25 protein-coding genes and 3 pseudogenes are annotated in these 25,326 nt (G+C 69.2%); 17 read left to right on the top strand and 11 right to left on the bottom strand.

The genetic code is table 11. The features are described from left to right. The first annotated feature begins 6 nt into the window (after nt 1–6). The 3 genes from C7T91_RS17065 to C7T91_RS17055 are packed head-to-tail and all read left to right on the top strand — an operon-like array spanning nt 7 to nt 2,617. Nucleotides 7–831, top strand: a complete 825-nt coding sequence (locus C7T91_RS17065) for an ABC transporter permease (protein WP_108260295.1) — start codon at nt 7–9, stop codon at nt 829–831. Between the two features lie 3 nt (nt 832–834). Continuing rightward, nucleotides 835–1,611 (top strand): ABC transporter permease, encoded by a 777-nt coding sequence (locus tag C7T91_RS17060; RefSeq protein ID WP_108260294.1) that lies wholly within the window; start codon nt 835–837, stop codon nt 1,609–1,611. Beyond that, nucleotides 1,604–2,617, top strand: coding sequence for an ABC transporter ATP-binding protein (locus C7T91_RS17055; RefSeq protein WP_108260293.1), 1,014 nt, complete (start codon nt 1,604–1,606; stop codon nt 2,615–2,617). Before C7T91_RS17060 ends, C7T91_RS17055 begins: the two co-directional genes overlap by 8 nt. 19 nt (nt 2,618–2,636) lie before the next feature. Here C7T91_RS17055 and C7T91_RS17050 read toward each other — a convergent pair whose 3' ends face one another. Continuing rightward, nucleotides 2,637–2,960, bottom strand: a complete 324-nt coding sequence (locus C7T91_RS17050) for a gamma-glutamyltransferase (protein ID WP_108260292.1) — start codon at nt 2,958–2,960, stop codon at nt 2,637–2,639. Between the two features lie 427 nt (nt 2,961–3,387). Between C7T91_RS17050 and C7T91_RS17045 the strand changes: the two genes are divergently transcribed. Further along, complete coding sequence (locus tag C7T91_RS17045) at nt 3,388–4,692, top strand: ATP-binding cassette domain-containing protein (RefSeq protein ID WP_108260291.1); 1,305 nt, start codon at nt 3,388–3,390, stop codon at nt 4,690–4,692. 33 nt (nt 4,693–4,725) lie between these two features. Here the strand turns inward: C7T91_RS17045 and C7T91_RS35990 are convergent. Together C7T91_RS35990 and C7T91_RS35985 are read right to left on the bottom strand one after the other, a co-directional pair. Next, nucleotides 4,726–5,121: pseudogene (locus C7T91_RS35990) on the bottom strand (bifunctional methylenetetrahydrofolate dehydrogenase/methenyltetrahydrofolate cyclohydrolase); the annotation flags it as partial. 60 nt (nt 5,122–5,181) lie between these two features. Further along, nucleotides 5,182–5,673, bottom strand: a pseudogene (locus C7T91_RS35985) (LysR substrate-binding domain-containing protein); the annotation flags it as partial. 24 nt (nt 5,674–5,697) lie between these two features. Between C7T91_RS35985 and C7T91_RS17035 the strand changes: the two are divergent. Continuing rightward, nucleotides 5,698–6,054, top strand: a pseudogene (locus C7T91_RS17035) (M48 family metallopeptidase); the annotation flags it as partial. Next, the gene (locus tag C7T91_RS17030) at nt 6,051–6,701 is read left to right on the top strand and encodes a GntR family transcriptional regulator (protein ID WP_108260289.1); all 651 of its coding nucleotides are present in this window, start codon (nt 6,051–6,053) and stop codon (nt 6,699–6,701) included. The pseudogene C7T91_RS17035 and the gene C7T91_RS17030, both read left to right, overlap by 4 nt. A gap of 34 nt (nt 6,702–6,735) precedes the next feature. On the opposite strand, the gene C7T91_RS37940 is transcribed toward C7T91_RS17030, so the two are convergent. Further along, nucleotides 6,736–6,870, bottom strand: coding sequence for a hypothetical protein (locus C7T91_RS37940; protein WP_269101926.1), 135 nt, complete (start codon nt 6,868–6,870; stop codon nt 6,736–6,738). 323 nt (nt 6,871–7,193) lie between these two features. Between C7T91_RS37940 and C7T91_RS17025 the strand changes: the two genes are divergently transcribed. Continuing rightward, complete coding sequence (locus C7T91_RS17025; RefSeq protein ID WP_236638296.1) at nt 7,194–7,814, top strand: exopolysaccharide biosynthesis protein; 621 nt, start codon at nt 7,194–7,196, stop codon at nt 7,812–7,814. A 1,059-nt stretch (nt 7,815–8,873) separates the two neighbouring features. Here the strand turns inward: C7T91_RS17025 and C7T91_RS17020 are convergent. Beyond that, on the bottom strand, nt 8,874–10,205 hold the full coding sequence (locus tag C7T91_RS17020; protein ID WP_108260288.1) for a S41 family peptidase: 1,332 nt from the start codon (nt 10,203–10,205) through the stop codon (nt 8,874–8,876). Next, nucleotides 10,202–10,600 carry a hypothetical protein gene (locus C7T91_RS17015; RefSeq protein ID WP_161555950.1) on the bottom strand — a complete coding sequence of 133 codons (399 nt, stop codon included), beginning with the start codon at nt 10,598–10,600 and terminating at the stop codon, nt 10,202–10,204. The genes C7T91_RS17020 and C7T91_RS17015 overlap by 4 nt, the downstream gene beginning before the upstream one ends. Between C7T91_RS17015 and C7T91_RS17010 the strand changes: the two genes are divergently transcribed. The 7 genes from C7T91_RS17010 to C7T91_RS16980 all read left to right on the top strand — a co-directional run bounded on the left by C7T91_RS17010 (nt 10,578) and on the right by C7T91_RS16980 (nt 14,991). Further along, complete coding sequence (locus tag C7T91_RS17010; RefSeq protein WP_145962920.1) at nt 10,578–11,153, top strand: phospholipase D-like domain-containing protein; 576 nt, start codon at nt 10,578–10,580, stop codon at nt 11,151–11,153. The genes C7T91_RS17015 and C7T91_RS17010 overlap by 23 nt on opposite strands. Before the next feature lie 145 nt (nt 11,154–11,298). Beyond that, nucleotides 11,299–12,438, top strand: a complete 1,140-nt coding sequence (locus C7T91_RS17005; protein ID WP_161555949.1) for a PRC-barrel domain-containing protein — start codon at nt 11,299–11,301, stop codon at nt 12,436–12,438. A gap of 165 nt (nt 12,439–12,603) precedes the next feature. After that, nucleotides 12,604–12,975, top strand: a complete 372-nt coding sequence (locus C7T91_RS17000; protein ID WP_145962919.1) for a phage holin family protein — start codon at nt 12,604–12,606, stop codon at nt 12,973–12,975. Nucleotides 12,976–12,999: 24 nt separating this feature from the next. Further along, entirely contained in the window at nt 13,000–13,635 is a 636-nt protein-coding gene (locus C7T91_RS16995; RefSeq protein WP_108260283.1) for a DUF3618 domain-containing protein, read from the top strand. Continuing rightward, the gene (locus C7T91_RS16990; protein WP_108260282.1) at nt 13,635–13,847 is read left to right on the top strand and encodes a hypervirulence associated TUDOR domain-containing protein; all 213 of its coding nucleotides are present in this window, start codon (nt 13,635–13,637) and stop codon (nt 13,845–13,847) included. The genes C7T91_RS16995 and C7T91_RS16990 overlap by 1 nt, the downstream gene beginning before the upstream one ends. Nucleotides 13,848–13,877: 30 nt before the next feature. Further along, nucleotides 13,878–14,069 carry a PLD nuclease N-terminal domain-containing protein gene (locus C7T91_RS16985; RefSeq protein ID WP_108260281.1) on the top strand — a complete coding sequence of 64 codons (192 nt, stop codon included), beginning with the start codon at nt 13,878–13,880 and terminating at the stop codon, nt 14,067–14,069. A 1-nt stretch (nt 14,070) separates the two neighbouring features. Next, the gene (locus C7T91_RS16980; RefSeq protein ID WP_108260280.1) at nt 14,071–14,991 is read left to right on the top strand and encodes a YihY/virulence factor BrkB family protein; all 921 of its coding nucleotides are present in this window, start codon (nt 14,071–14,073) and stop codon (nt 14,989–14,991) included. 191 nt (nt 14,992–15,182) lie between these two features. Here C7T91_RS16980 and C7T91_RS16975 read toward each other — a convergent pair whose 3' ends face one another. Together C7T91_RS16975 and C7T91_RS16970 are read right to left on the bottom strand one after the other, a co-directional pair. After that, entirely contained in the window at nt 15,183–15,386 is a 204-nt protein-coding gene (locus C7T91_RS16975) for a hypothetical protein (protein ID WP_108260279.1), read from the bottom strand. A gap of 315 nt (nt 15,387–15,701) precedes the next feature. After that, on the bottom strand, nt 15,702–16,277 hold the full coding sequence (locus C7T91_RS16970) for a hypothetical protein (protein ID WP_108260278.1): 576 nt from the start codon (nt 16,275–16,277) through the stop codon (nt 15,702–15,704). Between the two features lie 179 nt (nt 16,278–16,456). Between C7T91_RS16970 and C7T91_RS35980 the strand changes: the two genes are divergently transcribed. The 3 genes from C7T91_RS35980 (at nt 16,457) to C7T91_RS16955 (ending at nt 19,106) form a co-directional block, all read left to right on the top strand. Beyond that, nucleotides 16,457–16,927: a hypothetical protein gene (locus C7T91_RS35980; protein WP_145962918.1), complete on the top strand. Its 471-nt coding sequence runs from the start codon at nt 16,457–16,459 to the stop codon at nt 16,925–16,927. Nucleotides 16,928–17,100: 173 nt separating this feature from the next. Further along, nucleotides 17,101–18,246 (top strand): alpha-hydroxy acid oxidase, encoded by a 1,146-nt coding sequence (locus tag C7T91_RS16960; protein WP_108260276.1) that lies wholly within the window; start codon nt 17,101–17,103, stop codon nt 18,244–18,246. Nucleotides 18,247–18,875: 629 nt separating this feature from the next. Next, nucleotides 18,876–19,106, top strand: coding sequence for a hypothetical protein (locus tag C7T91_RS16955; protein WP_108260275.1), 231 nt, complete (start codon nt 18,876–18,878; stop codon nt 19,104–19,106). A gap of 273 nt (nt 19,107–19,379) precedes the next feature. On the opposite strand, the gene C7T91_RS16950 is transcribed toward C7T91_RS16955, so the two are convergent. The 3 genes from C7T91_RS16950 to C7T91_RS16940 form a co-directional block, all read right to left on the bottom strand. Continuing rightward, entirely contained in the window at nt 19,380–22,634 is a 3,255-nt protein-coding gene (locus C7T91_RS16950; RefSeq protein WP_108260274.1) for a multidrug efflux RND transporter permease subunit, read from the bottom strand. 7 nt (nt 22,635–22,641) lie between these two features. Next, nucleotides 22,642–23,325: an efflux RND transporter periplasmic adaptor subunit gene (locus C7T91_RS16945; protein ID WP_236638359.1), complete on the bottom strand. Its 684-nt coding sequence runs from the start codon at nt 23,323–23,325 to the stop codon at nt 22,642–22,644. Nucleotides 23,326–23,824: 499 nt separating this feature from the next. Beyond that, complete coding sequence (locus tag C7T91_RS16940; RefSeq protein WP_108260272.1) at nt 23,825–25,324, bottom strand: tripartite tricarboxylate transporter permease; 1,500 nt, start codon at nt 25,322–25,324, stop codon at nt 23,825–23,827. Nucleotides 25,325–25,326: the final 2 nt, after the last annotated feature.

Genomic DNA, 25,326 nt, shown 5'->3' with positions numbered 1-25,326 from the left:
CCCTCTATGTTCCGCAACACGCGCGAAGGGCTGGCGCTGGCCCTGCCGGCCGCGATCTTCTCGACGCTCCTCTTTCTCGTCCCGGTCGGCATCCTGCTGTCCGAGGCCTTCCGCGGCAGCGCGGGCGGCTGGTCGGTCCAGGGCTACATCGACTTCTTCTCCGAGCCGCTGAACCGCACGGTCTTCCTGCGCACGCTGAAGCTCGGCCTGCTGGTCGCGGGCACGGCGGCGGTGATCGGCTATGCCGCCGCCTTCTGCATCGTCAATCTCGGCCCGAAGACCCGCGGCAAGGTCTTCGGCATGGTGGTGCTGCCGCTGATGATCTCGCCAGTCGCGCGGACCTATGCCTGGATCGTCATCCTCGGGCGCACCGGCATCGTCAACGAGGCGATCACCGGGCTCGGCCTGTCGGACACGCCGCTGCGGCTCCTCTTCACGGAAACCGCGGTCTTCCTCGGGCTGCTGCAGCTCTTCCTGCCCTTGATGATCATCAGCCTGGTCTCGGCGATGGAGAACATCCCGCGCGACGTCATCCCCGCCGCCCGCGTGCTCGGGGCGAGCTGGATCGAGGTCTTCTTCAAGGTGATCCTGCCGCTGACCAAGGAGGGGCTGGTGATCGGCGGCACGCTGGTCTTCACCGGCGCGCTCACCGCCTACATCACCCCGGCGATCCTCGGCGGTTCGAAGGTGCTGATGCTCGAAACGCTGCTCTACCAGCGGGTCAACGTGTCGAACGACTTCGTCTCGGCCAGCGTCATCGCCATGATCCTGATCGTCATGTCCTTCTCGGCGAACCTTCTGCTGAAGCGCATCGCCACCGCCCGGAGCTGATCCATGCGCCATCTTGCGACCTGGGCCATCCTGGGCCTGACCCTCACCTTCCTGATCGGGCCGTTCCTGATCATCATCCTCGCCGGGGCCTCGGACACCGAATACCTGGCCTTCCCGCCGCAGGGGCTGACGCTCGGCTGGTATTTCAAGGTTTTCACAGTCGAAAGCTTCCGCGCCTCCTTCGTGCTGTCGATGGCGCTTGCCGTCTTCGGCACGCTGGCGGCGCTGCTGCTCGGGGTGCCGGCCGCCTATGCGCTGAACCGCTACGACCTGCCCGGCGCCGAGACGCTGCGCACGGTCGTCGCCGCGCCGATCATCGTGCCCGGCATCATCGTCGGCCTCGCGCTCCTGCGCTACATGGTGGTGCCCACCGGCGTCACCGTCACCGCGGCGCTCTTCATGGCGCATACCGCGCTGGTGCTGCCCTATGCGGTGCGGGTGGTCAGCTCTTCGATGAACAACCTGCGCGCCGACATGGAGGAGGCCGCCGTGCTCCTCGGCTGCACCCGCCTCCAGGCCTTCCTGAAGGTGGTGCTGCCGAACATCCGCGGCGGCGTGCTGGCCGCCTTCATCCTCGGCTTCGTCACCTCCTTCAACCAGGTGCCGGTCTCGCTCTTCCTCTCCGGTCCGGGCGTGCGCACGCTGCCCATCGACATGCTGGCCTACATGGAGATCACCTTCGATCCCTCGGTCGCCGCGCTCTCGGCGCTCCTGGCCTTCATGTCGCTCGCCATCGTCTTCGCCGCCGAACGCCTTCTGGGATTCTCTCGCTATGTCTGATGCCTTCGTCAAACTCTCCGGCCTCACCCTCGGCTACGGCAGGACCGTGGCGGTGCCCGCGCTCGACCTGTCGATCCGCGAGGGCGAGCTGATCGCGCTGCTCGGGCCTTCGGGCTGCGGCAAGACCACCACCATGCGCGCCATCGCCGGGCTGCTCGACCCCTCGGACGGCACGATCGAGATCGACGGCCGCGACGTGACCCGCGTTCCCGCCAACAAGCGCGGCATCGGGCTGGTCTTCCAGTCCTACGCGCTTTTCCCGCATCTGAGCGCCCACGAGAACGTCGCCTTCGGCCTGCGCCTGCAGAAGCTGCCCGCGGAGGAAATCCGCGCCCGCACCGAAGAGGGGCTGGCCACCGTCGGGCTGACCGGCTTCGGCAAGCGCAAGCCGGCCGAGATGTCGGGCGGCCAGCAGCAGCGCGTGGCGCTGGCGCGCAGCCTCGTGATGCGGCCCAAGGTGCTGCTCCTCGACGAGCCGCTGTCCAATCTCGATGCCCGGCTTCGGCTGGAGATGCGCACCGAGCTGCAGCGGGTGCAGAAGGAGACCGGCATCACCATGGTTTTCGTCACCCACGACCAGGCCGAGGCGCTGGCGCTGGCCGACCGGATCGTGCTGATGCGCGAGGGACGGATCGAGCAGCTCGGCACCCCCGCCGATCTCTATGCCCGCCCCGAAACCGCCTTTGCCGCCGAATTCATGGGCTTCGAGAACATCTTCCGCACCGAGGGCGCCGCCGTCGTCTCGGACAAAGGCCGCCTGCCGCTCGCGGCGGTGCCGCAGAGCCCGATCCTCGCCTGGCGCCCGGATGCCGTCACCGTGGGCGAGGGCCCGCACGAAGGCCGGGTCGCCGCGGCGAGCTTTGCCGGGGCGCATCGCGAATATGTCATCGACAGCGCGCTCGGCCCGGTCAAGGCCGATGCCGCCATCGAGCTGCCCGAGGTCCCGCTCGGCGGGACGATCCGCTTCGACCTGCCGCTGGCCACCGCGCGGGGCCTCGCCGCATGAGGCTCTGGGTCGATACCGATTACGGCTTCGACGATCTCTGGGCCCTGCTGCTCCTGCGCCGCCATGGCGCGGTGATCGACGGCATCTCGCTGGTCGCGGGCAATGCGCCGCTTGCCCGGGCAATCGCCAACGCGCAGGGCGCCGCCCTGGCCTGCGGGCTCGATGAGAAGCCATCGCCGCCGATGCCGTTCATGTGCGGATAGGCCACCGCCACGGCGGCGGCCGCGGCCACCATCGCCTCGATCGCCGAGCCGCCTTCGGCCAGGACGCCCAGCCCGGCCTGGGTCGCGGCCTGGTGCGGAGCGGTGAAGGCGCCTTTCAGCCCGAGCGCGGAATTCAGCATGGTCTCTCCTGCCTGTCTGCCAGTCCTCTGCGGGTCGCAGGTAATCCGTGCACGTCAGATCTGTACAGCGCGAATGCGCCCGCGGCTTTCCGCATCCCGGAAATCCTGCGGCTGCGGCGGCCCTGTCCGGCCGCCGGAGACTCCCGCGCAGGGATGACGTTAGGCAGTGTGCGGATGATGTTCCAGCGGTCGCACCCCTGCGGCACGGGCTGCGCATGTTCTCAACATGCATCAAATATCCGCGTTTTTTCCGCGCCAGAGTCAGTTAATTGGTATGCTGATTATATGTACAGGTATCATTGCCGCTGCTAGCCTTTCATCAAGGTTAAGCTGAATGAGTGGTCCAGATGTCCAGCCATCCCGCCGCGCGGTTCTGCGCGGCCTGCCTGCGAAAATTCCGGCATTTTCAGACCGCGGAGGCGGCGCGATGAGCATCGCTCTGGAAGGACTCGCCAAGGATTACGGCAGCTTCGCCGCGGTGCGCGGCATCGACCTGCATTGCCCGACCGGGCAGATGCTGGGCCTGCTCGGCCCCTCGGGCTGCGGCAAGTCGACGACGCTGAAGATGATCGCCGGGATCGAGGAAACCACGGCGGGCCGCATCCTGTTTTCCGGGCGCGAGGTCCAGGCGCTGCCGCCCGGCGCGCGCAACATCGCCATGGTCTTCGAGGATTACGCGCTCTACGCGCATCTGTCGGTCTTCGAGAACATCGCCTTTCCGCTCAGGGTCCGCGGCGCGCCGAAGGCCGAGGTCGCCGAAAAGGTCGGTTCAATCCTGAAGCTCCTGCGGCTCGACGGCATCTCGGGCGAGAAGGTGCGCAAGCTCTCGGGCGGCGCGCAGCAGCGGGTCTCGATCGGCCGCGCGCTGGTCCGGAACCCCGAAGTGATCGTCTTCGACGAGCCCTTGAGCCATCTCGATGCCGACCAGAAGGTGGAGCTGCGCACCGAAATCAAGCGGCTGCAGCAGCTCCAGGGGCTGACCTCGATCCTCGTGACCCATGACCAGACCGAGGCGATCGCCATGTGCGACGTGATCGCGGTGATGAATGCGGGCGAATTGATGCAGGTCGGGTCCCCGCAGGAGCTCTACGACCGTCCCGCCAACACGTTCGTCGCGCAATTCATCGGCGAGCCGCCGATGAACCTGCTCACGGCGGAGATCGGGCCGGGCGGCGTGCTGTCGGGGCCGGACTGGCGGCTGGCGCTGCCGGCCGGGCGGACGGGACTGCGGGCCCGTTCCGCTCGGCGCGCAGCGGCAAGATGCCCGCTCGCCGCGCCGCCGCACCCGCCGCAGCATGGCGCCATGACCGATGACGCCCTCACCGCCCGAATCACCGACAGCTTCTCCCGCCAGGGACTGATGCAGACGCTCGGCGCCCGGATCGTGGAGGTCGCGCCGGGGCGCTGCGTCCTGTCGATGCCGGTCGGCCCGGCGGTCACCCAGCAACAGGGCTTTGCCCATGCCGGTGCGGGCTTCTCGCTGGCCGACAGCGCCGCGGGCTATGCCGCACTGACCATGATGCCGCCGGAGATGGACGTGGTCTCGGTCGAAATGAAGATGAACATGCTGCGCCCGATGGTCGGGCTGCGCCTGATCGCCACCGGCACGGTGCTGCGCGCCGGAAAGCAGATCACCGTGGTGCGCGCCGATATCGAAACCGAGGATGCCGGGGGCAACCGCAAGCTCGCGGGCGCGATCCAGGGAACGATGATGGCGGTGCAGCCCGGCTGAGGCGGCCCCGGCCCGCGGACCGGGGCGGACAGATCAGACCGTCAGGACCGGCGGCACGGCCAGGCCGTTGGCCTGGCAGGTCGCGGTGACGGTATTGGCCAGCAGGCAGGCAATGGTCATCGGACCGACGCCGCCCGGCACCGGGGTGATCGCGCCCGCGACCTCCTTCGCCTCCGCGAAATCGACATCGCCGACGAGCCGCGCCTTGCCCTCGCCCAGCTCGGGCGCGTCGATGCGGTTGATGCCGACATCGATCACCGTCGCACCCGGCTTGATCCAGTCGCCCTTGACCATCTCGGGGCGGCCGACCGCAGCCACGACGATATCGGCGCGGCGCACCACCTCGGGCAGGTCCTTGGTGCGCGAATGCGCCAGCGTCACCGTCGCCGAGGCATTGGTCAGCAGCTGCGCCATCGGCTTTCCGACGATCGGCACCAGCGCGATGCCCATGCCGGCCGAGACCAGGCTGATGATGGTCTGCATCTGGATCGCGTGCTGCGCCACCCGGGCCTCGCCGCCGCAATCCGAATAATAGCCGGTCACCAGATCATGGAAGACCGGCGCGGCGCGGCGCGGGAACAGGATCAGCGGCGCGGCGATCACCGCCTCCGCCGGGATCCGGCCGCTCTCCGGGACCAGCCGCCCCTCGTCAATCCACAGCTCCGGCACGGCAGCGATCAGCGGCTCGGCCAGCAGGCGCCGGTAGCCGAACCCCGCGGGCAGGACGCCGACGCCCTGGCGGATCACGATCCCGGCCTGCCCCTTGCCCTCGGCAAGCTCGGCGATCTGGCGGTCGCTGGTCGCCTCGTTCAGCGCCAGCTCCACCTCCGGGTAGAGTTCGCGGAAGCGGTGCACCAGCCGCGGCAGAATGGAATAGTCGGCGGTCGAGACGAAGGACAGCTCCAGCCGCCCGGAATGGCCGCCGAGGATCCGCTCCGCCGCCGGCTCCAGCCCGTCGACCGCCGCCAGCGCGGCGCACACCTGCGGCAGCCAACCGCGCCGCAGGTCCGCGCCTGGCTGGCCGCGCTGGCCCGCGACCGGCTGGCAGAGCGCTGCGACCTCTATGCGGCGCGGCTGGGCCGCAGCTATTCCGAGCTGGCGCTGCGCGACACGCGCTCGCGCTGGGGGTCGTGCTCCTCGGAAGGGCGGCTGATGTTTTCCTGGCGGCTGATCATGGCACCGCGCCAGATCCTCGACTATGTCGCCGCCCATGAAGTGGCGCATCTGGCCGAGATGAACCATTCCGCGGCCTTCTGGGCGGAGGTGGCGCGGCTCCATCCCGGCTATGCCGCCGATCGCCGCTGGCTGAGGGAGAACGGCGCATGGCTTCACCGCTACCGCTTCGGGGGACAGGAGGGATGAGCGCGGCCCGTGCCTCCGACGGCGCGCCAGCGGCGCATGACCGGGTCTACCGGACCCTGCGCGGCCGGATCATGTGCGGCGAGCTGCCGCCGGGCCAGGCGCTGACCATCCGGGGCATCGCGGCCGAATTCGGCGTGTCGATGACGCCGGCGCGGGAATCCGTGCGGCGGCTGGTGGCGGAGGGGGCGCTGACGCTGTCGGGCTCGGGGCGCGTGGCGACTCCGGCGCTCGGCAATGACCGGATCGAGGAACTGGCGGCGCTGCGCAGCATGATCGAGCCGGAGCTCAGCTCGCGCGCGCTGCCCAAGGTGCATTTCGCGCTGATCGAGCGGCTGGAGGCGGTCAACATGGTGATCGCTGCGGCTGTCGCCCGCGGCGACGCGGTCGGCTATATCCGGCACAATCTGGAATTCCACCGCACTCTCTACCTGCGGGCGCAGGCCCCGGCGATGCTGGCGATGCTGGAAACCGTCTGGCTGCAGCTCGGCCCGACGATGGGGGCGCTCTACGGACGGCTCGGCCGCACCGGCGTGCCGCATGGCCACCGGCTGATCATCGAGGCGCTGAAGGCGGGGGACGAGCCCGGTCTGCGGCTGGCGGTCAGGACCGACGTGACCCAGGGGCTCCGGATGATCGCGGGGGAGTGATCTTCGGACCGCTCCGCGCCGCGATGGCAGGGGATCAGGGCAGCAGCGCGAGACCGGCGGCGAAGAAGCCGACCCAGGTGCCCAGCACGACCATGGCCTGGGTCAGGGAGATCCGCGCATGCGGCTCGGCGGCGTGGTTCGGGCAGGATTTGGTCAGGTTCGGATGCATTTCGGCGGCTCCAATTCGACTGGCGACGGCGCGGTATCTACATTTTTGGATGCGTTCGGTCCATGCGCGCTTTCCGCGCTTGGTCAAGGAAGTCTTGCCCATTCGGCGGGCGGTTTGGAAACTTTGCCGCTGAGCCGCCTGAGCGCCGGATTCCGGGCGATCCGCGCCGGGCGTCTTGAACGGATCTCATCGCGGGATTGCACCGGATGCATGGCCCTTGCGGCATCGGCTCCCTCGCGCCTATCTCTGCGGCAGCGGGAACCGCCCCGGTCCGCCGCCGTTGAGTCGGCGCAAGGTTGGCGCGGCGGAGGACGGAAATGGTGATGATGGACGAGTTCGTGGATGCAGGGCAGGACGGGACCATGGAGGCCCTGGTCGGGAAGCTGGGCGAGGCCGCCTCGGGCGAGACGGTGTCGCTGCAGGGCATTCTGGATGCGGTGGGCGATACGTCCTTCCTGCCGGTGCTGATGGTGCCTGCGCTGCTGGTGGTGTCGCCGCTTTCCGGGATTCCGCTGTTTTCTTCGATCTGCGGCCTGACGATCGCCTTCGTCGCGCTGCAGATGGTCATCGGGCGGCGGCACCTGTGGCTGCCAGGGGCCGTGACGCGCAAGACGATCCGCGGGGCGCGTGCCCGCACCGCGATCGGACGGCTCGGCGGGCTGGCGCGCTGGCTCGACCGCCATGCCACCGGCCGCGGCTCCTGGGCGATGCGCAAGCCGATCCGCAAGGCCTGCGAGGTGGCCTGCCTCGGATGCGGCCTGGCGATGCCCGTTCTGGAGATCGTGCCGTTCTCCTCCTCGGTGCTCGGCCTGTCGGTCCTGCTCTTCGCGGTGGCGATGCTGGCGCGCGACGCGCTGTTCATGTCGATGGGGGCGCTCCTGATGGTCACCGCGCTGTCGCTGCCTTTCTATGCGCTCAACGCCGTGGCGGCCGCCGCGCTCTGACCGGACGCGCCCGGGGCCAGGGTCGGACCGTCCCGCCACGCGGATGCGAGGCGGCGGGGCCGGACCGCTGACCGGCTCGATCCCGCAGTCCGATAAGGTCACGCGCCGGAGAGGCCGGACATCGCGCGTGCGTCCCGGAGGAGGCAGGCGGCGGCAGGCCGGCGAATTCCCGTCGTTTCCGGTGCCGAGGGGCACGCAGTCTCTCGGCGATGCCGCGAGGCTGGCCCGTGCCGGGCGGTTTCCGGCGCCGCTCCGCTCGAGCGTCCCTGCCTGTCTTGCCGAGGCTTTTCCGGCCACCGCTCCGCCGCTGCAGTCGGCAGGTCAGGATTCAGGCCTGCCGCCGACTCTGTTCCATGCGCATGGATGCCGGTCCGATGCATGAGGACTGCAGCGGCCAGAGGGACCACGCGCCCGTCGACGGCGCCAAGCCCGCGTGCCAAGCCGGGAGTGCGGCCTGCCCGATGGGCGGAGCCGGGTCCGCGGCAAGCGGGACCTCGCCAGAGGCACTGCGCATGGAGCTGCAGGCACGGTGGAGCCGAATTCGGATCCGTGTGCCGACGGGAGGGGCGCAGCGCCTCTGGCCGGAGGCCATCGGAAGGGCCGTCCTGCCCCGCCCGCTGCCCCGTGCATCGGCATCATGGCCGGGACACCGGGCCAAGGTCCCGGCTTTCCGGATGCGACGATGCCGGCGTTCCGGGCGCCCGCGTGGGGCTGGGTGTGCCTGTTCGCGAAGGGATCCGCTTTCCGCCGGTCAGCCAGGGGGCGGTGCATCCCGGAACGCCGCATCCTCAAGGACGATCTGGCCGTGCCCGCGCAGGCTGCGGCTGGCCGGTCTCCGGCCGCCGCGGTCAGGGCAGGCGGTGCGGCGCAGCTTGCGACGGCAGGCCTCCGTCTGCCTTCCCGGCGTCCGGAACGGGGTTGTCCGCCGCCCTGCCGGGCCATGCAGCAGGACAGGGGCGGATTGCGCAGGCAGAGGCCCGCAAACGGAAAACCGCCCCGGATGCGGGCGGCATCCGGGGCGGGTCGATGTCTGTCCTCTGCGGCCCGCTGGCTGGCGGATCACTCGGGCTGGTTCAGCGCCGAGAGGCCCGTGAGCAGGTCGATCGCGTAGGAGAGCTGGAAGTCCTGGCCGCGCAGATGGGCGGCGGCAAGCGCGGCCTCCTGCTCTTCCTGGATCTGCTTCTGCTCGTCCTCGGTCAGGCTGTCATTGTCGAGGCTGCCGCGCAGGTCGGCCTCGGTCCGGGTGCGGATGGTGGCTTCATCCTCCTCGGTGACCTCCTCGGCCGGCTGCTGCTCCACGACGATGTCGGGGGACACGCCGAGCGCCTGGATCGAGCGGCCCGAAGGCGTGTAGTAGCGCGCGGTGGTCAGGCGCATCGCGCCGCCGCCGGGCACCGGCATCACGGTCTGGACCGAGCCCTTGCCGAAGCTCTTGGTGCCGACGACCACCGCGCGGCGGTGGTCCTGCAGCGCGCCCGCGACGATTTCCGACGCCGAGGCGGAGCCGCCGTTGATCAGCACGACCAGCGGCTTGCCGTCGGCCAGGTCGCCCTCGGTCGCGTTGTAGCGGTCGCCGTCGGCCGGGTTGCGGCCGCGGGTCGAGACGATCTCGCCCTTGTCGAGGAACGCGTCCGAGACCTTGATCGCCTGGGTCAGCAGGCCGCCCGGGTTGTTGCGCAGGTCGAGCACGAAGCCCTGGACGTTCTCGATGCCGCCGAGCTCCTCGACCGCCTCGTTCAGCCCTTCCTCCATGTTGGGATAGGTCTGGTCGTTGAAGGTGGTGACGCGCAGGACGACGGTGTTGCCCTCGGTGCGCACGCGCGCGGCGGTCAGCTTGATCGTGTCGCGGGTGATGGTGACGTCGAAGGGTTCGTCGGTGCCCTCGCGCACGACCGTCACGGTGATGTCCGAGCCGACCGGGCCGCGCATCAGCTCGACAGCTTCGTCCAGCGTCAGGCCGAGGATGCTCTCGCCGTCGACATGGGTGATGAAGTCGCCCGCCTCGATCCCGGCCTCGTCGGCCGGGGTGCCGTCCATCGGCGAGACGACCTTGACGAAGCCGTCTTCCTGGGTGACCTCGATGCCGAGCCCGCCGAATTCGCCGCGGGTCTGGACGCGCATGTCCTCGGCATCGTTCGGGGCGAGATAGCTGGAATGCGGGTCGAGCGAGGTGAGCATGCCGTTGATCGCCGCCTCGATCAGCTTGCCGTCATCCACCTCTTCGACATACTGGCCGCGGATGCGTTCGAAGATGTCGCCGAACAGGTCGAGCTGCTGGTAGACCGACATCGAGTCCGACTGTTCCTGGGCCAGCACGGGGCGGGCGATCTCGGCGGTCAGCACGGCGCCAGCCACGGTTCCGGCCAGGGCGGCCATCACGAAGGATCTCATTGCGGTCTCTTGTCCTCTTCCGCCGCGAACCACAGGGCGGGGTTCACGGGCCTGTTGGCATCTCTGGTTTCCATATAAAGCGTGTCTCCCGGCAGGTCGCCAGTTGTAAACGGGGCAGGCGTCACATTTCCGTGGATTTCCGCCCCGGCGGCGGAGACTTGCGCAGCTTCGGGCAGGAAGCCCAGCGGCAGGCCCGGAGCGACCGGATCGCCCGAACGCACCAGCAGGCGCCCGAGTCCGGTCAGCGACAGGGTGCGTCCCGGCGCCAGCTCGATCACCAGCACAAGCCGGTGGCCGCGCAGCGGGCCGGCATAGAGCACATGGCCCGCGGCGGGGGCCGAGACCAGCGTTCCGGGGCGGCGCGGCCGCGAGGTGCCGGAGCTGCAGCTGGTCACGGTGTTGCCCGCCGCGCCCGAGGACGTCGCCTTCAACAGCGATCACGGGTTGGGGATGCGCCATGCCGAGGCGCTCCAGGTGCGCTGCCTGAAGACCGTCGCCAAGGCCTTCGGCCGCCGCTTCTACGCGATCTGCCCGGTGCAGCCGCGCTCCGCCGCCGCCGACCCCGATGGCGAGCGCGATACCGTGGAGGGCGCGCCGCAGGTCTATGTCCATGCCAAGGTCTCGGTCTTCGACGAGACGGCGGCGATCGTGTCCTCGGCCAACCTCAACGGACGCTCGCTGCGCTGGGATACCGAGGCGGGGGTGGCGCTGAAGCGGCCCGGCGAAGTGCAGGAGCTGCGCGACCGCTGCATGCGCCATTGGATCGGCGGTGCCTTCGACGTCCATGGCGAGGCCTTCCGCTGGCGCGCCGATGCCTGGCGGGCGCGGGCCCGCGCCAATGCCGCGCGCGCCCCCGCAGAGCGCAAGGGCTTCGCCATGCCCTATCCTTGGGCGCAAGCTGACGATTTCGCGGTGGAACTGCCCGGCTTTCCGGACGAGGCTGTCTGAGCGGGGCGCGCGAAACGCGCGTCCCCCTTTCTGGGTTCCCTTCAAAAAACGATTTATTTCAACACTCTATGCGGGAACTTTCCGGTCTCCTGCCCGGTTTACTCCCCGATCGCAAGACGACGATCGGGAAATCTGGGAGAGAGAGATGACCAAGTTCACCGTCGCTTCGACCGCACTCGCACTTGTTCTGGCCGCACCGCTTTCGGCACAGACCGCCGACGAGATGAGCGGTTTCGCCTACAATCCGACCGGCGAGGAAGTCCGCGCCTCCAACTTCATCGGCGCCCGCGTCTATACGCCGGAAGCCGCCGACGAAGCGGATGCTGCCGCGGAGATGCCGGTTGACGGCACCGGCACCGAAGACCGGGCGGCCGACCAGGTCGCGGCCGAGGTCGGCACCCCCGCCGATCCGCGCGAGAACTATGACGATGTCGGCGAGATCGGCGATGTCCTGATGAGCCGCGACGGCGAGATCGAGGCGATCCTCGTCGATGTCGGCGGCTTCCTCGGCATCGGCGAGAAGCAGGTCGCCATCTCGATGGACAAGCTGCAGTTCATGCCGGGCGGCGAGGAGGCGGATGACTGGTTCGTGGTCTTCGAGTCGAGCCGCGAGACGCTGGAGAACGCGCCGGTCTACGAGGACCCCGAGCTGCGCGCAGGCCTGGACGCGGCCGATGCCAATGTCGCGGCCGTGCCCGAGGCCGCGGACGGCACCACCGCCGTCGTGCCGGAAAGCCGCGACCTGAGCGAGACCGAGGCCGCCGAATGGACCGAGGAGAAGGCCGCCCAGGGCGAAGCTGCCCTCGATGAGGCGGGCGACAAGACCGCCGCCGCGATGGAAAGCGCCGAGCAGGGCCTCGAGAACGCCGCCGAGGCGACGGGCGAGGCTGCGCAGGATGCCGGCAATGCCGTGGCCGGTGCGGTCGCTGCCGCCGGCGAGGAAATGCAGGAGGCCGGCCAGAACATGGCCGCGGCCACGGATCCGCAAGAGGGCTATGTCACCGCCGATGTCGGCGACGTGACCACCGATCAGCTGACCGGCGCGCGGGTCTATGACCTGAACGACAAGCGCATCGGCGAGGTGCACGAGGTGTCGATGAGCACCGACGGCCAGGTCGACAAGGCGATCGTCGATGTCGGCGGCTTCCTCGGCCTCGGCGAGAAGCGGGTCGAGCTGGGCTTCGACAAGATGAACATCGAAAAGCTCGAGGGCGGCGACGAGCTGCGCATCCAGGTCAACGCGACCAAGGACGAGCTGATGGAAATGCCCGAATACGAGGGGTAATCCCCTCGCCCCTTGGGGCGGTCCTGCCGGGGCCGCCCTGCTTTCTGTCCGGTTCGAGGCGAGAATGACCCAGCGCCAGCCTTCCTTCCGCCTTTGCGTCCCCGCGGTCCGGCCGGTCCGTGCTATCATCGGGCGCCGCGGCATCGCCGCGCGCCGCAGGACAAGGTGAGAGAGCAGATGGACCGGGACCCGCAAGACGAAACGACGCTGATCGGCACGCTGATCCGGCAGGGGACGAACATCCTGCGCGGCGAGGTCGATCTGGTAAAGGCCGAGATCGAACGCGCGCTGCGCCATGTGGTGATTGCCGTGGTGCTGGCGGTCTTCGCAGCCGTCCTGGGCCTGACGGCGATGAATTTCGCGGCGAGCGCCGCGGTGCAGGTCCTGGTTGAGCGCGGCTGGGAGCCGGCCGATGCCACCGCCGCCGTGGCGGGCGGACTGGGCGCGACGGCGCTGGCCTGCCTGGTTGCCGGGGCGCTGCTGCTGCGCTCGATCGGCTTCAAATCGGGACGGGTCCGGCGGCCGGGCCGCCGCTGATCCGCAATTCAAGGAGGACTGACCATGGCCAAGGGACTGAGCCCCGAAGATCTGGAACGCGAAATCAGGAAGCAGCGCGAGGCTCTCGCCGACACGCTGGACCAGCTGTCCGAGAAGCTCGGCAAGGGCAATCTCTGGGCGGAGGCTGCGACTCTGGCCTCGCAATACGGCAAGGATGCCGGCAGCTATGCCTTCCGCGCCGCCCGTGCCAACCCCGGCAAGGCGGCGGCGATCGGCGCCGGCGCGGCGCTGGCGATCTGGGGCGTGTCGAAGATGATGGCGAAGCCCGAGCCCGAGACCCGGTTCTCGCGCTTCCGCCACCGCGCCGAGGATGCGCTGGGGACCGCCGAGAAGGACACCGAAGCCCTGGTCAAGGTGCTGAAGGCGCGGCTCGAGGCGCTGGAATTCCAGCGTGATGCGGAGGAGCGCCGCAAGGCAGAGCTCCGCCGCGAACGCATGGGCGCGCTGCGCGGCCCGCTGCTCTATGGCCTCGGCGCGCTGGCCGTCGGTGCCGCCGCCAAGGCGCTGCGCGGCAAGGAGGGCACTGGCGGAGAGCGGATGGACGACCTCGCCGAGGATTTCGCCAAGGCGATGGACGAGATGGGCGAAAAGATGCCCGAAAGCGCCGAGGAGGTGCTGCGTCCGAACGGGCGCCACTGATGGACATCGCGATCGGCGACCGCGTGACCTGGTCCTGGGGCCAGGGCACGGGGGCCGGCCAGGTGCTGCAGCGCTTCACCGAGGACGTGACCCGCGAGATCAAGGGCACCGAGGTCAGGCGCCGCGCCACCGAGGAGGAGCCCGCGTTCCTCATCGAGCAGGAAGACGGCGACCGCGTGCTGAAATCGGCAAGCGAACTGGACCGCGGCTGAGGCCGCGGCCATGAAGAAAGGAATTTTGACATGCTGGACGTGTCGGGCCTCGGCGCCCTGATCCTCCTGGTCCTCGACGTCTGGGCCATCGTTTCCGTGCTGCAATCCCCTGCGACCACCGGCAAGAAGGTGCTCTGGGTGCTGTTTATCCTGCTTCTTCCGCTGATCGGCTTTCTGGTCTGGCTCTTCGCCGGGCCCCGCGGCAACCGGGGCGCCGTCTGAGATGCGCCTGGTGCCGCATTACCCGCGCCAGGTGTGGACGGCGGCGCTGAAGGGCGCCTTCGGCCAGCTCGACGAGAAGAACCTGACGCTGATCGCTGCCGGGGTCGCCTTCTACAGCCTGCTGTCGCTGTTTCCGGCGATCACCGCGCTGGTCTCGGTCTGGGGCGTCTTCGCCGATCCCGTGGAAATCGAGTCGCAGCTCACGCTGCTGTCGCAGCTGGCACCGCAGACCGCCTACGAGCTGATCGCTGGCCAGGTCGCGGCGCTGGTCAATGCGCCGCCTTCGGCGCTGAGCTGGGCGGGCGCGGCCTCGCTGGTTCTGGCGCTCTGGTCGGCACGCGCCGGGGTCGGGGCGATGACCCGCGGGCTGAACGCGGTCTATGGCGAGAAGAACCGCAGCGGCCTGGGCGAGATCGCGGTCTCGCTGGCGCTGACCGTGCTGCTGCTGCTGCTGACCGCCGCGGTTCTGGCGCTGCTCGTGGTGCTGCCGGTGGTGCTGGCCTTCATCCCGATCGGCTTCCTGGCCGAGCTGCTGGTGCGGTCCGCGAAATGGGCGGTGGCGATCGGGCTGATCGTGCTGTCGCTCGGGATCGTCTACCGGATCGCGCCGAACCGGCGCGCCGCCCGCGTGCCCTGGCTGAGCCCCGGCGCGCTCCTGGCCACGGGGGTCTGGGCGGTCGCGTCGCTCGGCTTCACCGTCTATCTCGAGCGCTTCGCCTCCTATAACGAGGTCTACGGCTCGCTCGGCGCGGTGATCGCGCTGCTGATGTGGTTCTTCATCTCCGCGCTCGTCGTCCTTCTGGGCGCGGCGGTGAATGCCGAGCTGGAGCGGCACACCAAGGTCGACAGCACCGTGGGCCGGCCCCGCCCGATCGGAGAGCGCGGCGCGGAAGCGGCCGATACGTATCTGCCGGTGGAGTGACCGGCGGCGCGGCCTCCGGGCCGCGTCAACCATTTTGCCCGGAATCATTCGGCAGCATTTTAAGTGTCTGGTATTCAATTTGATGACGAATATGTCTCAATTGCGACAACCGACGGAAAGCCGCCGATGCCGAGTCCCCCGACCTTCCAGCGCACGCAGAATGTCCATCTGCCGCTCTATCACCACGGCATCTACACGCCGGCGGTATCGGCGGTGATGCGCGAGCTGATGGGGCAGGTATCCGCACAGGGGCCGATCGCGGTCGGCACCAGCGCCACCGTGGAGCTGCGTCCGGGCAGCGCCTCGGTGGAGTTCGGCAGCGACCTGATCGCCTGGTATCTCGATGCCGATCCGGCGGCGCCGTCGCGGCTGCACGTGGTCTGCACGCCGGTCATGGAGGCGCCGCTGCCGATGCGGCGCGCGGCGGGGGGCGCGGGCTTTGCGGTCCCGCGCGATCACGGGATCGCCGGGGCGCAGGGCCTCCACCGCCCGGGGGCGCCGAGGATCGGCGTGCCGCGGCTGGCGCAGGGAATGCGCAGCGCCCACGTCTGGCTGCTGGCTTGGCCGGGGGTGGCACCCATCAACGTGACCGTCTCGCCGCAAGAGAAGCCGGGAACGGCATTGCTCCGATCCGTCATCGCCGACGGTCACATCATTGCCGACCAGCGGGTCGCCGCCCGCGATGCGCAGCGCCGAGACGTCGAGATCGGTCAGCGTGTCGCTGCCGTCTGCGGGCTGACCACGAAAATGTCGGCCTCCGCGCCGCCGGTGATCCGGTCGCCGCCCGACCTGCCGCCCAGAACGTCGCCGCCCGGTCCGCCGGTGATCGTGCCCCGGCCTGCGCCGCTCCGGACCGTGACGCCCGAGGTGGTGGCGCCGGAGCCGATGACATCGGCATTGGCAGAGCCGGCGATTCCTTCGAAGCCGGTGACCCCGGCGCTCTGGCCAGTCCTTTCATTTGGGGCCGTGCCCGCGCCGTCGCCGCAGAAGAGGATGTCGAAGCCGCCGGTGCCTGCGCCGCTGCCCGAGAGCGACAGCACGTCATGGCCGTCGCTGCCCGCGGCCGTGTCGCTTCCGGGGACGCCGTCCGGAAACACCGTGCTGTCGCGGCTTCCGGCGTCGATCAGGTCATTGCCGCCTTCGCTATGGAACGGGTCGTCGCCCGCGCCGCCGAAGATCATGTCTTGGCCGCCGCCCCGGAGGGTCACGTTCAGCGCCGAGGCGGACGCGTCGAACGTGCCGGCGAAACTGGTGCCGCCTGGCTCGTCGCGTAAGTCGGGAAGCACACTGTGCCGGCATCCCAGCTCGAGGTGCCGCCGAAGGCATGGGTATGTCGTTCTCGTCGACGATCTGGAAGACGTCCGAGCCGGTCCCGCCATGGCGATAGCTTGCCCCGTCGCCGCCGCTGAGCGCATCGTTGCCGTTGCTGCCGTGGATCCAGTCGTCGCCCTCCTCGAGATCCGCGGTGCTGCCGCCGAAGCTGACCGTGTCGTTGCCCGGCCCGGTGCGAAGCTCGCCGGCATGGGCGCCGCCGGACACCGCACTGGCAGCGGACTGCTCGTTGCCGGTCGAGGCGGGCGAGCCGCGGAACGGCCCCGAGCTCGTCCCGGTATGGGAGGCGATGCAGCAGGTGGTCCCGGCTCGATCGGCGCTCGGCGACATCGGCCACCAGATTGCCGTTCACGATCGCCTCGCAGAAATTGGTCGTCGTCCCGGCGCCGTCGGTGCTCCCCCGTGCCGGCCCAGCCGCCCCGTGCCGGGGGTGACGGTGTTGCCTTTGACGTTCTTGATCGCCGAGGTCTGGCTGGGATCGGTCTGGGTGCATGGCGAGCCGCCGGTCATGGCGATGTTGTTCCAGGACTGGGCGGTCACCGTGGTGGTCGTGGTTGTCATGGACATGTTCCCGTTCGGCGTCGCGCCGGGCGGAGGGCCATGAATGATCCAGTGATCCATTAACGTGTTGTTTTAACTGGGATGTGGCAGTTTCCGGCGGGCGGCACATCGCGATGAAATGGCCAGAATTGGCAAGAATGATTGACCAGACATGGAAAATGAGTCTAACCCTGCCGACAGGAACTGGACAGGAGCCCTGCGGGGCGGGAGGAGCCCATGCGTCTGAGCGATTGCCACAACTTCCACGATTTCCGGCGCCTGGCGAAGCAGCGCCTGCCGGGGCCGATCTTCAACTACATCGACGGCGCGGCGGATGACGAAGTCACCTACCGCCGGAACTCGGAAAGCTTCGAAGCCTGCGACCTGGTGCCGTCGGTGCTGACCGGGGTGAAGGATATCGACCTGTCGGTGACGGTGATGGGGCAGAAGCTGGCGCTGCCGATCTACTGCTCGCCGACCGCGCTGCAGCGGCTGTTCCACCATGACGGCGAGCGCGCGGTGGCGGCGGCGGCCTCGAAATTCGGCACGATGTTCGGGGTGTCGTCGCTGGGGACCACCAGCATGGCCGAACTGCGCAAGCAGTACGACACGCCGCAATGCTACCAGTTCTACTTCCACAAGGACCGCGGCCTGAACAAGGCGATGATGCAGACCGCCAAGGAGTCGGGCATCGACGTGATGATGCTGACGGTCGATTCGATCACCGGCGGCAACCGCGAGCGCGACCTGCGCACCGGCTTCTCGATTCCGTTCCGCCTGACGCTGGGGGGCATGGCGCAATTCGCGATGAAGCCGGCCTGGGGGATCAACTACGTCACCCACGAGAAATTCAGCCTACCGCAGCTCGACGCGCATATCGACATGGGCGGCGGCGCGCTGTCGATCGGCCGCTATTTCACCGAGATGCTCGATCCCTCGATGGACTGGGACGACGTCGCCGAAATGGTGCGCGACTGGGACGGGCAGTTCTGCCTCAAGGGCATCATGTCGGTCGAAGACGCCAAGCGCGCGGTGGAGATCGGCTGCACCGGCATCATCCTGTCGAACCATGGCGGCCGCCAGCTCGACGGGTCGCGCGCGCCCTTCGACCAGCTGAAGGAAATCGTCGATGCCGTCGGGGACCGCATCGACGTCATCATGGACTCGGGGATTCAGCGCGGTACACATGTGCTGAAAGCGCTGAGCCTCGGCGCCAAGGCGGTCGGCGGCGGCCGGTTCTACCTCTATCCGCTCGCGGCCGCGGGCCAGCCGGGGGTCGAACGCGCGCTGACGCTGATGAAGGCCGAGCTCGAGCGCGGCATGCGGCTGATGGGCGCCCGCTCGGTGGGCGAGCTGAACCCGGGGAACCTGCGGTTTCGCTGAGGCTGCGGCGACAGGACCGGCCGGGGGGAGGGGAGGCCCCCCGTGCCGGGATCGCTGCCCGTTCGCCGGGCAGCGATCCGCTATTCCGCCCGGCGGCCGGGAACACTCTGGCCAAGTGCTGCCCCCGGGAGCCTTGCCGCGGATGCCCCGCTAGCGGAGCGCGCCGGAGCGGTTGCCGGGAAATGCAGCACGCCGCAGCGTTCGCCGGATGCTTGCAGGCGACATCGAGTGTCCGGAGTTTCCGTTTGCACACAGGCTGATAGGCCCTGCGCTGTGTCGCCGGAGCCGCAGCGCTGCGGCTGTGGCGCGTTTTTCGTTTTGCGAATGTGGAAAACCCGGCTAAGGCCGTGCTGTCCGTCACAGCCAGCAGAGGAGGACGTTTCATGACAGCGATCAAGCGCATGCCGCGTCAGACCACCCTCTGGCTTGCCGTTGGCGGCTGCAAGGGATCGTACCGACAGGCATAACCTGCCTGATCCGGCCCCGGCCCCTCGTTTCTCCGATCAGCATCAAGACCACCCAACCGGCGCGTTCCGCCCGGTCCGGCGATCCTGCGGCTGATCTTTCCACAACCAAAGCAACCGAAAGGAAAGGCCCGCATTCCGTGGCGACACGGGCGGGACTCCGCAATGACCATGATCAAGCAAGACGTTTTCGGCGCGCCTGCGCCGCTTCCCGTGTCCATCGACGCACTCATCGCCGAGCACGGCTCGTGGCGCTTCGTGTTCGCCGCGATCGCCGGGCTGGTCCGCGCCCCGATGATCCGGCGCGACATCGCCGATTTGCCCGCGCATCTGCGGCGGGACATCGGACTGCCGGAAGACCGCGACCGGCCCCGGATCCGGGAGCATATGTGGTGACACCCTGCGGGCCGGCTTCCGGGCCGGCCCGCATCTCCCCGGACTGCGCAAGCCGCCGCCGGTCCCGGGCCGACTGCGCGCAAGGCGGGGCATGAAATGAAGCGGCGCACTGGCCGCATCTCCATCCCGGCAATTGTCGGCGAGAAGCAGATCCGGGGCGTTTCGCGGAGACAGGCGGTCCCGGGCGCGGCGCCGGCAGGGCCTTCGGGATGGCATGGCGGCGGGTATTGCGCTCCAGTTGCGCAACCATGCCATGGTTTTGAAATTAATGCGTTATTTCATGGAATTCGGCCATGTCAGCGGCTTGCGGAGTTTCGGCGCGGCAGCGCAATTTCCAGTTCTGTGAAGATCATCCAAGGGCGTTCTGAACCGCCGCGGGTCTGTCGGAGGCTTTGACTCGGGCTCCGCCGCCGCAGGCTCCGCCGGCCTGCGGCGGGCGCCGGCCAGCCGCATCACGAAGACGAAGAAGACCGGCGCAAAGAGCACGCCCAGCACCGTCGCCGAGATCATGCCGCCGACCACGTTGATGCCGATCGCGTTCTGGCTCGCCGCCGAGGGGCCCGTGGCCACCGCCATCGGCACCACGCCCATGGTGAAGGCCAGCGAGGTCATCAGGATCGGGCGGAAGCGCAGCCGGCAGGCCTCGGCCGTGGCCTCGATCAGGCCCTGCCCCTGCTCCATCAGGTCCTTGGCGACCTCGACGATCAGGATGGCGTTCTTGGCCGAGAGCCCGACGATGGTGATCAGCCCGACGGTGAAGAACACGTCATTCGCCAGCCCGGCCCAGCTTGCCGCGGCCACCGCGCCGATGGCGCCCATCGGCACGATCAGCATCACCGCGAAGGGGATCGACCAGCTGCCGTAGAGCCCGGCGAGGCAGAGGAAGACGAAGAGCACCGACAGCCCGATCAGGATCGGTGCCTGGCTGCCGCTCTCGACCTCCTGCAGCGACTGGCCGGTCCATTCATAGGCGAAGCCTGCAGGCAGACCGGCGGCGATGCGCTCCATCTCGGCCAGCGCCTCGCCCGAGGAATGCCCGGGCGCCGCCTCGCCGTTGATCCGGATCGCGGGATAGCCGTTATAGCCGACGATCTGCGCCGGGCCGTAGCCCCATTCGGCACTGGCGAAGGAGGACAGCGGCACCATGCCCCCCTGCACGTTGCGCACGTTGAGCTTCATCACCTCGGCCAGGCTCGCCCGCGCCGCCGGTTCCGCCTGGACGATGACGCTCTGCATCTTGCCGTCATTGGGGAAGTCGTTGACATAGCCCGAGCCGAGCGCGACCGAGATCGTGCGGTTGATCTCGCCGAAGGTGACGCCGAAGGCATTGGCCTTCTCGCGGTCGACCCGCAGGTTCAGCTGCGGCCCCGGCTCCAGCCCCTCGATGTACATCTGGCCGAGCACCGGGCTTTCGGCGCCCGCCGCCATGATCTGCCCGGCGGCCTCCTGGAGCGCGGCATTGCCTTGTCCCGCGCGGTCCTGCAGCCGGAAGGCGAAGCCCGCTCCGGTGCCGAGCCCGGCAATGGGGGGCGGCGAGATCGCGAAGGCGAAGGCGTCGCGGATCGAGAACAGCTGTCCCGAAAGGCGCCCGGCCATCGCGCCCGCCGCCAGATCGGGGCTCTCGCGCTCGGACCAGTCCTCGAGCGTCACGAAGCTGATCGCCGCATTCGGCCCCTGCCCAGAGAAGGAGAAGCCTTGGATCGTCACCATGTCGGCCACGCCGGGGCTGCCGAGCGCGAAGCCTTCGGCCTGCTTGGTCACCTCGCGCATGCGGAACGACGTGGCTTCGGGCGGACCCTGAAGGCTGGCGATCAGATAGCCCTGGTCCTCCTGCGGCAGGAAGGCCGGCGGCAGGCGCAGATAGGCCCAGCCGAGCCCCGCGACCAGCGCCAGATAGATCAGCATCATCCGCCCGGCACGCCGCACCAGTCCGGAGACCAGCCCCGAATAGCCGCGCGAGGCCCGGTCGAAATTGCGGTTGAACCAGCCGGCCGGGCCGGATTTCGCATGGCCATGGCCCTTTTCCACGGGCTTGAGGAAGCTCGCGCAGAGCGCGGGGGTCAGCGACAGGGCGAGGAAGGCCGAGAAGGCGATCGACACCACCATGGTCAGCGAGAACTGCTGGTAGATGATCCCGACCGAGCCGGGGAAGAACGCGAGCGGCACGAAGACCGCCATCAGCGCCAGGGTGATGCCGACGATGGCGCCCGAGATCTGGTCCATCGCCTTCTTTGCGGCGGCCTTCGGCGACAGGCCCTCCTCGGACATGATCCGCTCGACATTCTCCACCACCACGATGGCGTCGTCGACCAGGATGCCGATGGCGAGGATCATCGCGAACATGGTCAGCACGTTGATCGAGAAGCCCGCGAAGAGCATCACCGCCAGCGTGCCGGCCAGCGCGATCGGCACCACCAGCATCGGGATCAGCGTGTAGCGGAAACTCTGCAGGAAGATCAGCATCACCACGAAGACCAGCGCCACGGCTTCCAGCAGCGTGTGCAGCACCTTCTCGATCGAGGCCGAGACGAAGGGCGTGGTGTCATAGGGGATCGAATGGCTGACGCCTTCGGGGAAGGTCTCCGACAGCCGGTCGAGCAGCGCGCGCACCCCTTCGGCGGTTTCCAGCGCATTGCCGGTCGGCGAGAGCTGGACGCCGATCTGCGCCGCCTCCTGGCCGTTCAGGTAGGAGCGGAAGGAATAGTATTCGGCGTCGATCTCGATCCGCGCCACGTCGCTGAGCCGCACCAGCGCGCCGTCGTCGCGGGCGCGCAGCACGATCCGGCCGAATTCCTCCGGCGTGCGGAGCTGCCCGGTGACGAGCAGCGTCGCCTGCACCTGCTGGCCTGCGGGCGCCGGATCCGTGCCGACCGAGCCGGCCGAGACCTGCGCGTTCTGCTCGGCGATGGCGGCGGTGATGTCGGTGACCGACAGGTCGAGCCCGACCAGCCTGGCCGGGTCGATCCAGACCCGCATGGCGCGCTCGGCCGAGAACAGCTGCGCCTTGCCGACGCCCGGCACGCGGCGGATCTCGTTCATCAGGTTGCGGGTCGCGAAATCGGCGAGCGCGACCGTGTCGAGCCCGGTTTCCGGCGCCGCCGAGAGCGACACGAACAACAGGTAGCTGCTGCCGGCCTCCTCGACCAGCAGGCCTTCCTGCTGGACCTGCGGCGGCAGCGAGGATTCCACCCGCCTCAGCCGGTTCTGCGTGTCGACCACCGCCTGCGATATCGGCGTGCCCGAGGCGAAGGTGACGGTGATGGTGACCGAGCCGGTCGTGTCGGAGGTCGACTCGAAATAAAGGAGCCCGGCGATGCCGTTCAGCTCCTCCTCGATCGGCTGGGTGACCTGCCGGTAGAGATCCTCGGGCGACGCCCCGGCGAAGCGGGTGGAGATCGTCACCTGCGGCGGCGCGACATCCGGATATTGCGCGACCGGCAGCTGCGGCAGCGACAGCAGCCCGGCGATGGTGATGAAGATCGCGAAGACCCAGGCCAGGACCGGGTTGTCGATGAAGAACCGTGCCATGATGCGCTCACTCCGCCGGAGCCTGGGCGCCGAGGCGCAGGATGCAGGCCTCGGGCGGCCCCTTGTCGCCGGCGGGATCGCTCCAGCAGACCGGGGCGACCGGCGCGCCGGGGCCGATCTTCTGGAAACCGTCGACGATCACCATGTCGCCCGGCGCCAGCCCCTCCTCGACGGTCACGCGGTTCTCCGCGACGGGGCCGGGGGTGACCGGGCGCGGCTCCGCCACGCACTCGCCATTGACCAGCATCACCTGCACCTTGCCGGAGGCATCGCGGCGCAGCGCCTGTTCCGGCAGCCGGATCGCGTCCTCGCGCACCGCCTGCTCGACCGAGACGCGGACATACATGCCGGGCAGCAGCGTGCCGTCGGGGTTCGGGAAGGCGGCGCGCAGCGTGACCTGGCCGCTGGAGCGTTCGACCGCCGCCTCGGAGAACATCAGCTGGCCGCGATGCGGATAGAGCGCGCCGTCATCGAGCCGGAGCGACACCTCCGCCGCGCCGGGCGCGACCTCGTTCAGCTGGCCGGAGGCCAGCGCGCGGCGCAGCTCCAGAAGCTCGGAAACCGGCTGCTGCATGTCGGCATAGACCGTGTCGAGCTGCTGGATCGTGGTCAGCACCTCGCCCTGGGCGGCGACCAGCGCGCCCTCGGTGACCAGCGCCCTCCCGGTCCGCCCGGAAATCGGCGCGCGGATCTCGGCATAGCCGAGCTGGACCTCGGCGGCGCGCAGGTTGGCGCGGGCCCGGGCGCGGATTGGAACGCAGCGCCGGATCGGGATGGTAGGCGGTGGTGTTGCGGATGCCTCGCAGGCGCCCCTGCCCCGCCGCGATCAGCGCGTCGAGCACCGGGGCCGCGCCGCGGCCGAGCTGCAGGTCGGCGAAGCCGACAATGCCCGCCGGATGGTGCGGCCTGTCCTTGCCCCAAGCGAGGATGGTGTCCACCTCGCCCAGCGGCTTCATCTCTTCCGGGCCGTCCTCGCGGTAGCCGGTGCGGCACTGGACATAGAGGCTGGCACGGATGTCATGGCCGGAGGCGGCATCGGCGGCGAGCTCGGCGCAGCCATAGAGCCCCTCGGGCCGGTCCCAGAGATGGTGGTGCGCGTCAAGCACCGGCTGCCCGGGCAGGAGGATCTCCTCCTGCCCGAGCGCCAGCCAGTCCTCGCGGACCGTCGGATGCGGACTTCCCGCCATCGCTCAGGACGCGTCGGTCTTGCGGGCCTGGAGACGGCGCTTGACCAGCGGGCCGACGACGACGGCCACGGTCAGCGCGACGAGGATCAGGCTCGTGGTGTTGGCGAAGAGCACGCCCCAGTCGCCGCGGCCGATCCTGAGCGCGAGGCGCAGGTTCTCTTCGGCGAAGGCCCCGAGGATCAGGCCCAGCACCACCGGCGGCAGCGGGAACTTCAGCTTGTCCATCACGTAGCCGATCGCGCCGAAGCCGAGCATCAGGTAGACGTCGAACATCCGGCTGTGGATCGAGTAGACGCCGATCAGCATCAGCACGATGATCACCGAGCCGAGCAGCGGCCGCGGCAGGTTCAGCAGCCGCGCGAAGCTGTTGGTCGCCAGCGAACCGCCGAGGAACACGAGCAGGATCGCGCCGAACAGGAACTGCCACATGAAGCCGAAGACGACATCGGGATTGTCGCGGAACAGCATCGGACCCGGCTGCAGGCCGTGGATCAGCAGGCCGCCCAGCATGACCGCGGCGACCGCGGTGCCCGGGATGCCCAGCGTCAGCGCCGGGATCAGCGCCGAGGCGGTGTCGGCGTTGTTGGCGGTCTCGGCCGCCGCGACGCCCTCGGGCTCGCCCTTGCCCCAGGTCTCGGGGGTCTTCGACGCGCGGCGCGCCTCGTTGTAGGACATGAAGGCCGCCATCGAGCCGCCGGCGCCCGGCAGGATGCCGATCCAGATGCCGATCAGCGAGGAGCGGAGCCAGGTCATCCAGAAGCCCGTCATGCGCGGCAGCGCCTTCCAGATCGGCTCGGTGCCGAGCTTGCCGGATTTCTGCTCGGTCTTCAGCGGCGTTTCCAGCAGGTCGATGACCGGCGGCAGCGCGTAGAGGCCGACCAGCAGGATGACGATGTTGACGCCGTCGAGCAGTTCGAGCTTGCCGAAGGTGAAGCGGTCGGTGCCGAGGATCGGATCCGAGCCCACCACCGAGACGAAGACGCCGAAACAGGCGCTGACCAGGCCCTTCACCGGGTTGCCGCCGAGCAGGAAGATGATGCTGCACAGGCCGAAGACCGCGACCCAGAACACCTCGGCCGGGCCGAAGAGCAGCGTCACCTTGGACAGCGGCGGCGCCAGCAGCATCAGCGCGAGCGCCGAGGCAATGCCGCCGATCGAGGAGGACACAACCGCGACCTGGAGCGCGAAGCCCCCCTCGCCCTTCTGGGCCATCGGGTAGCCGTCGAAGCTGGTGGCGACGGCCGCGGGCGTTCCGGGAATGCGCAGCAGCACGGCGGGGATCGCGCCGCCGTACATGGCGCCGTTGTAGATGCCTGCCATCAGGCCGAGCGCGACGAGCGGCTCGAGGCCGAAGGTGAACGGCACGAGGACCGAGATCGCCATGGTGGCGCTCAGCCCCGGCATGGCGCCGACGACGATGCCGGCGATCACGCCTATGACGATCGCGGCGAGATTGGCCAGCCCGAGAACGTCGGGCAAGGAGTGGAGAAGATCGGAATACATGC

It is taken from the genome of Mangrovicoccus ximenensis (assembly GCF_003056725.1).
GTDB lineage: Bacteria > Pseudomonadota > Alphaproteobacteria > Rhodobacterales > Rhodobacteraceae > Mangrovicoccus > Mangrovicoccus ximenensis.
Note: the sequence above shows the minus strand (reverse complement) of the source record. Positions and strands in the feature narration are given on the sequence as shown.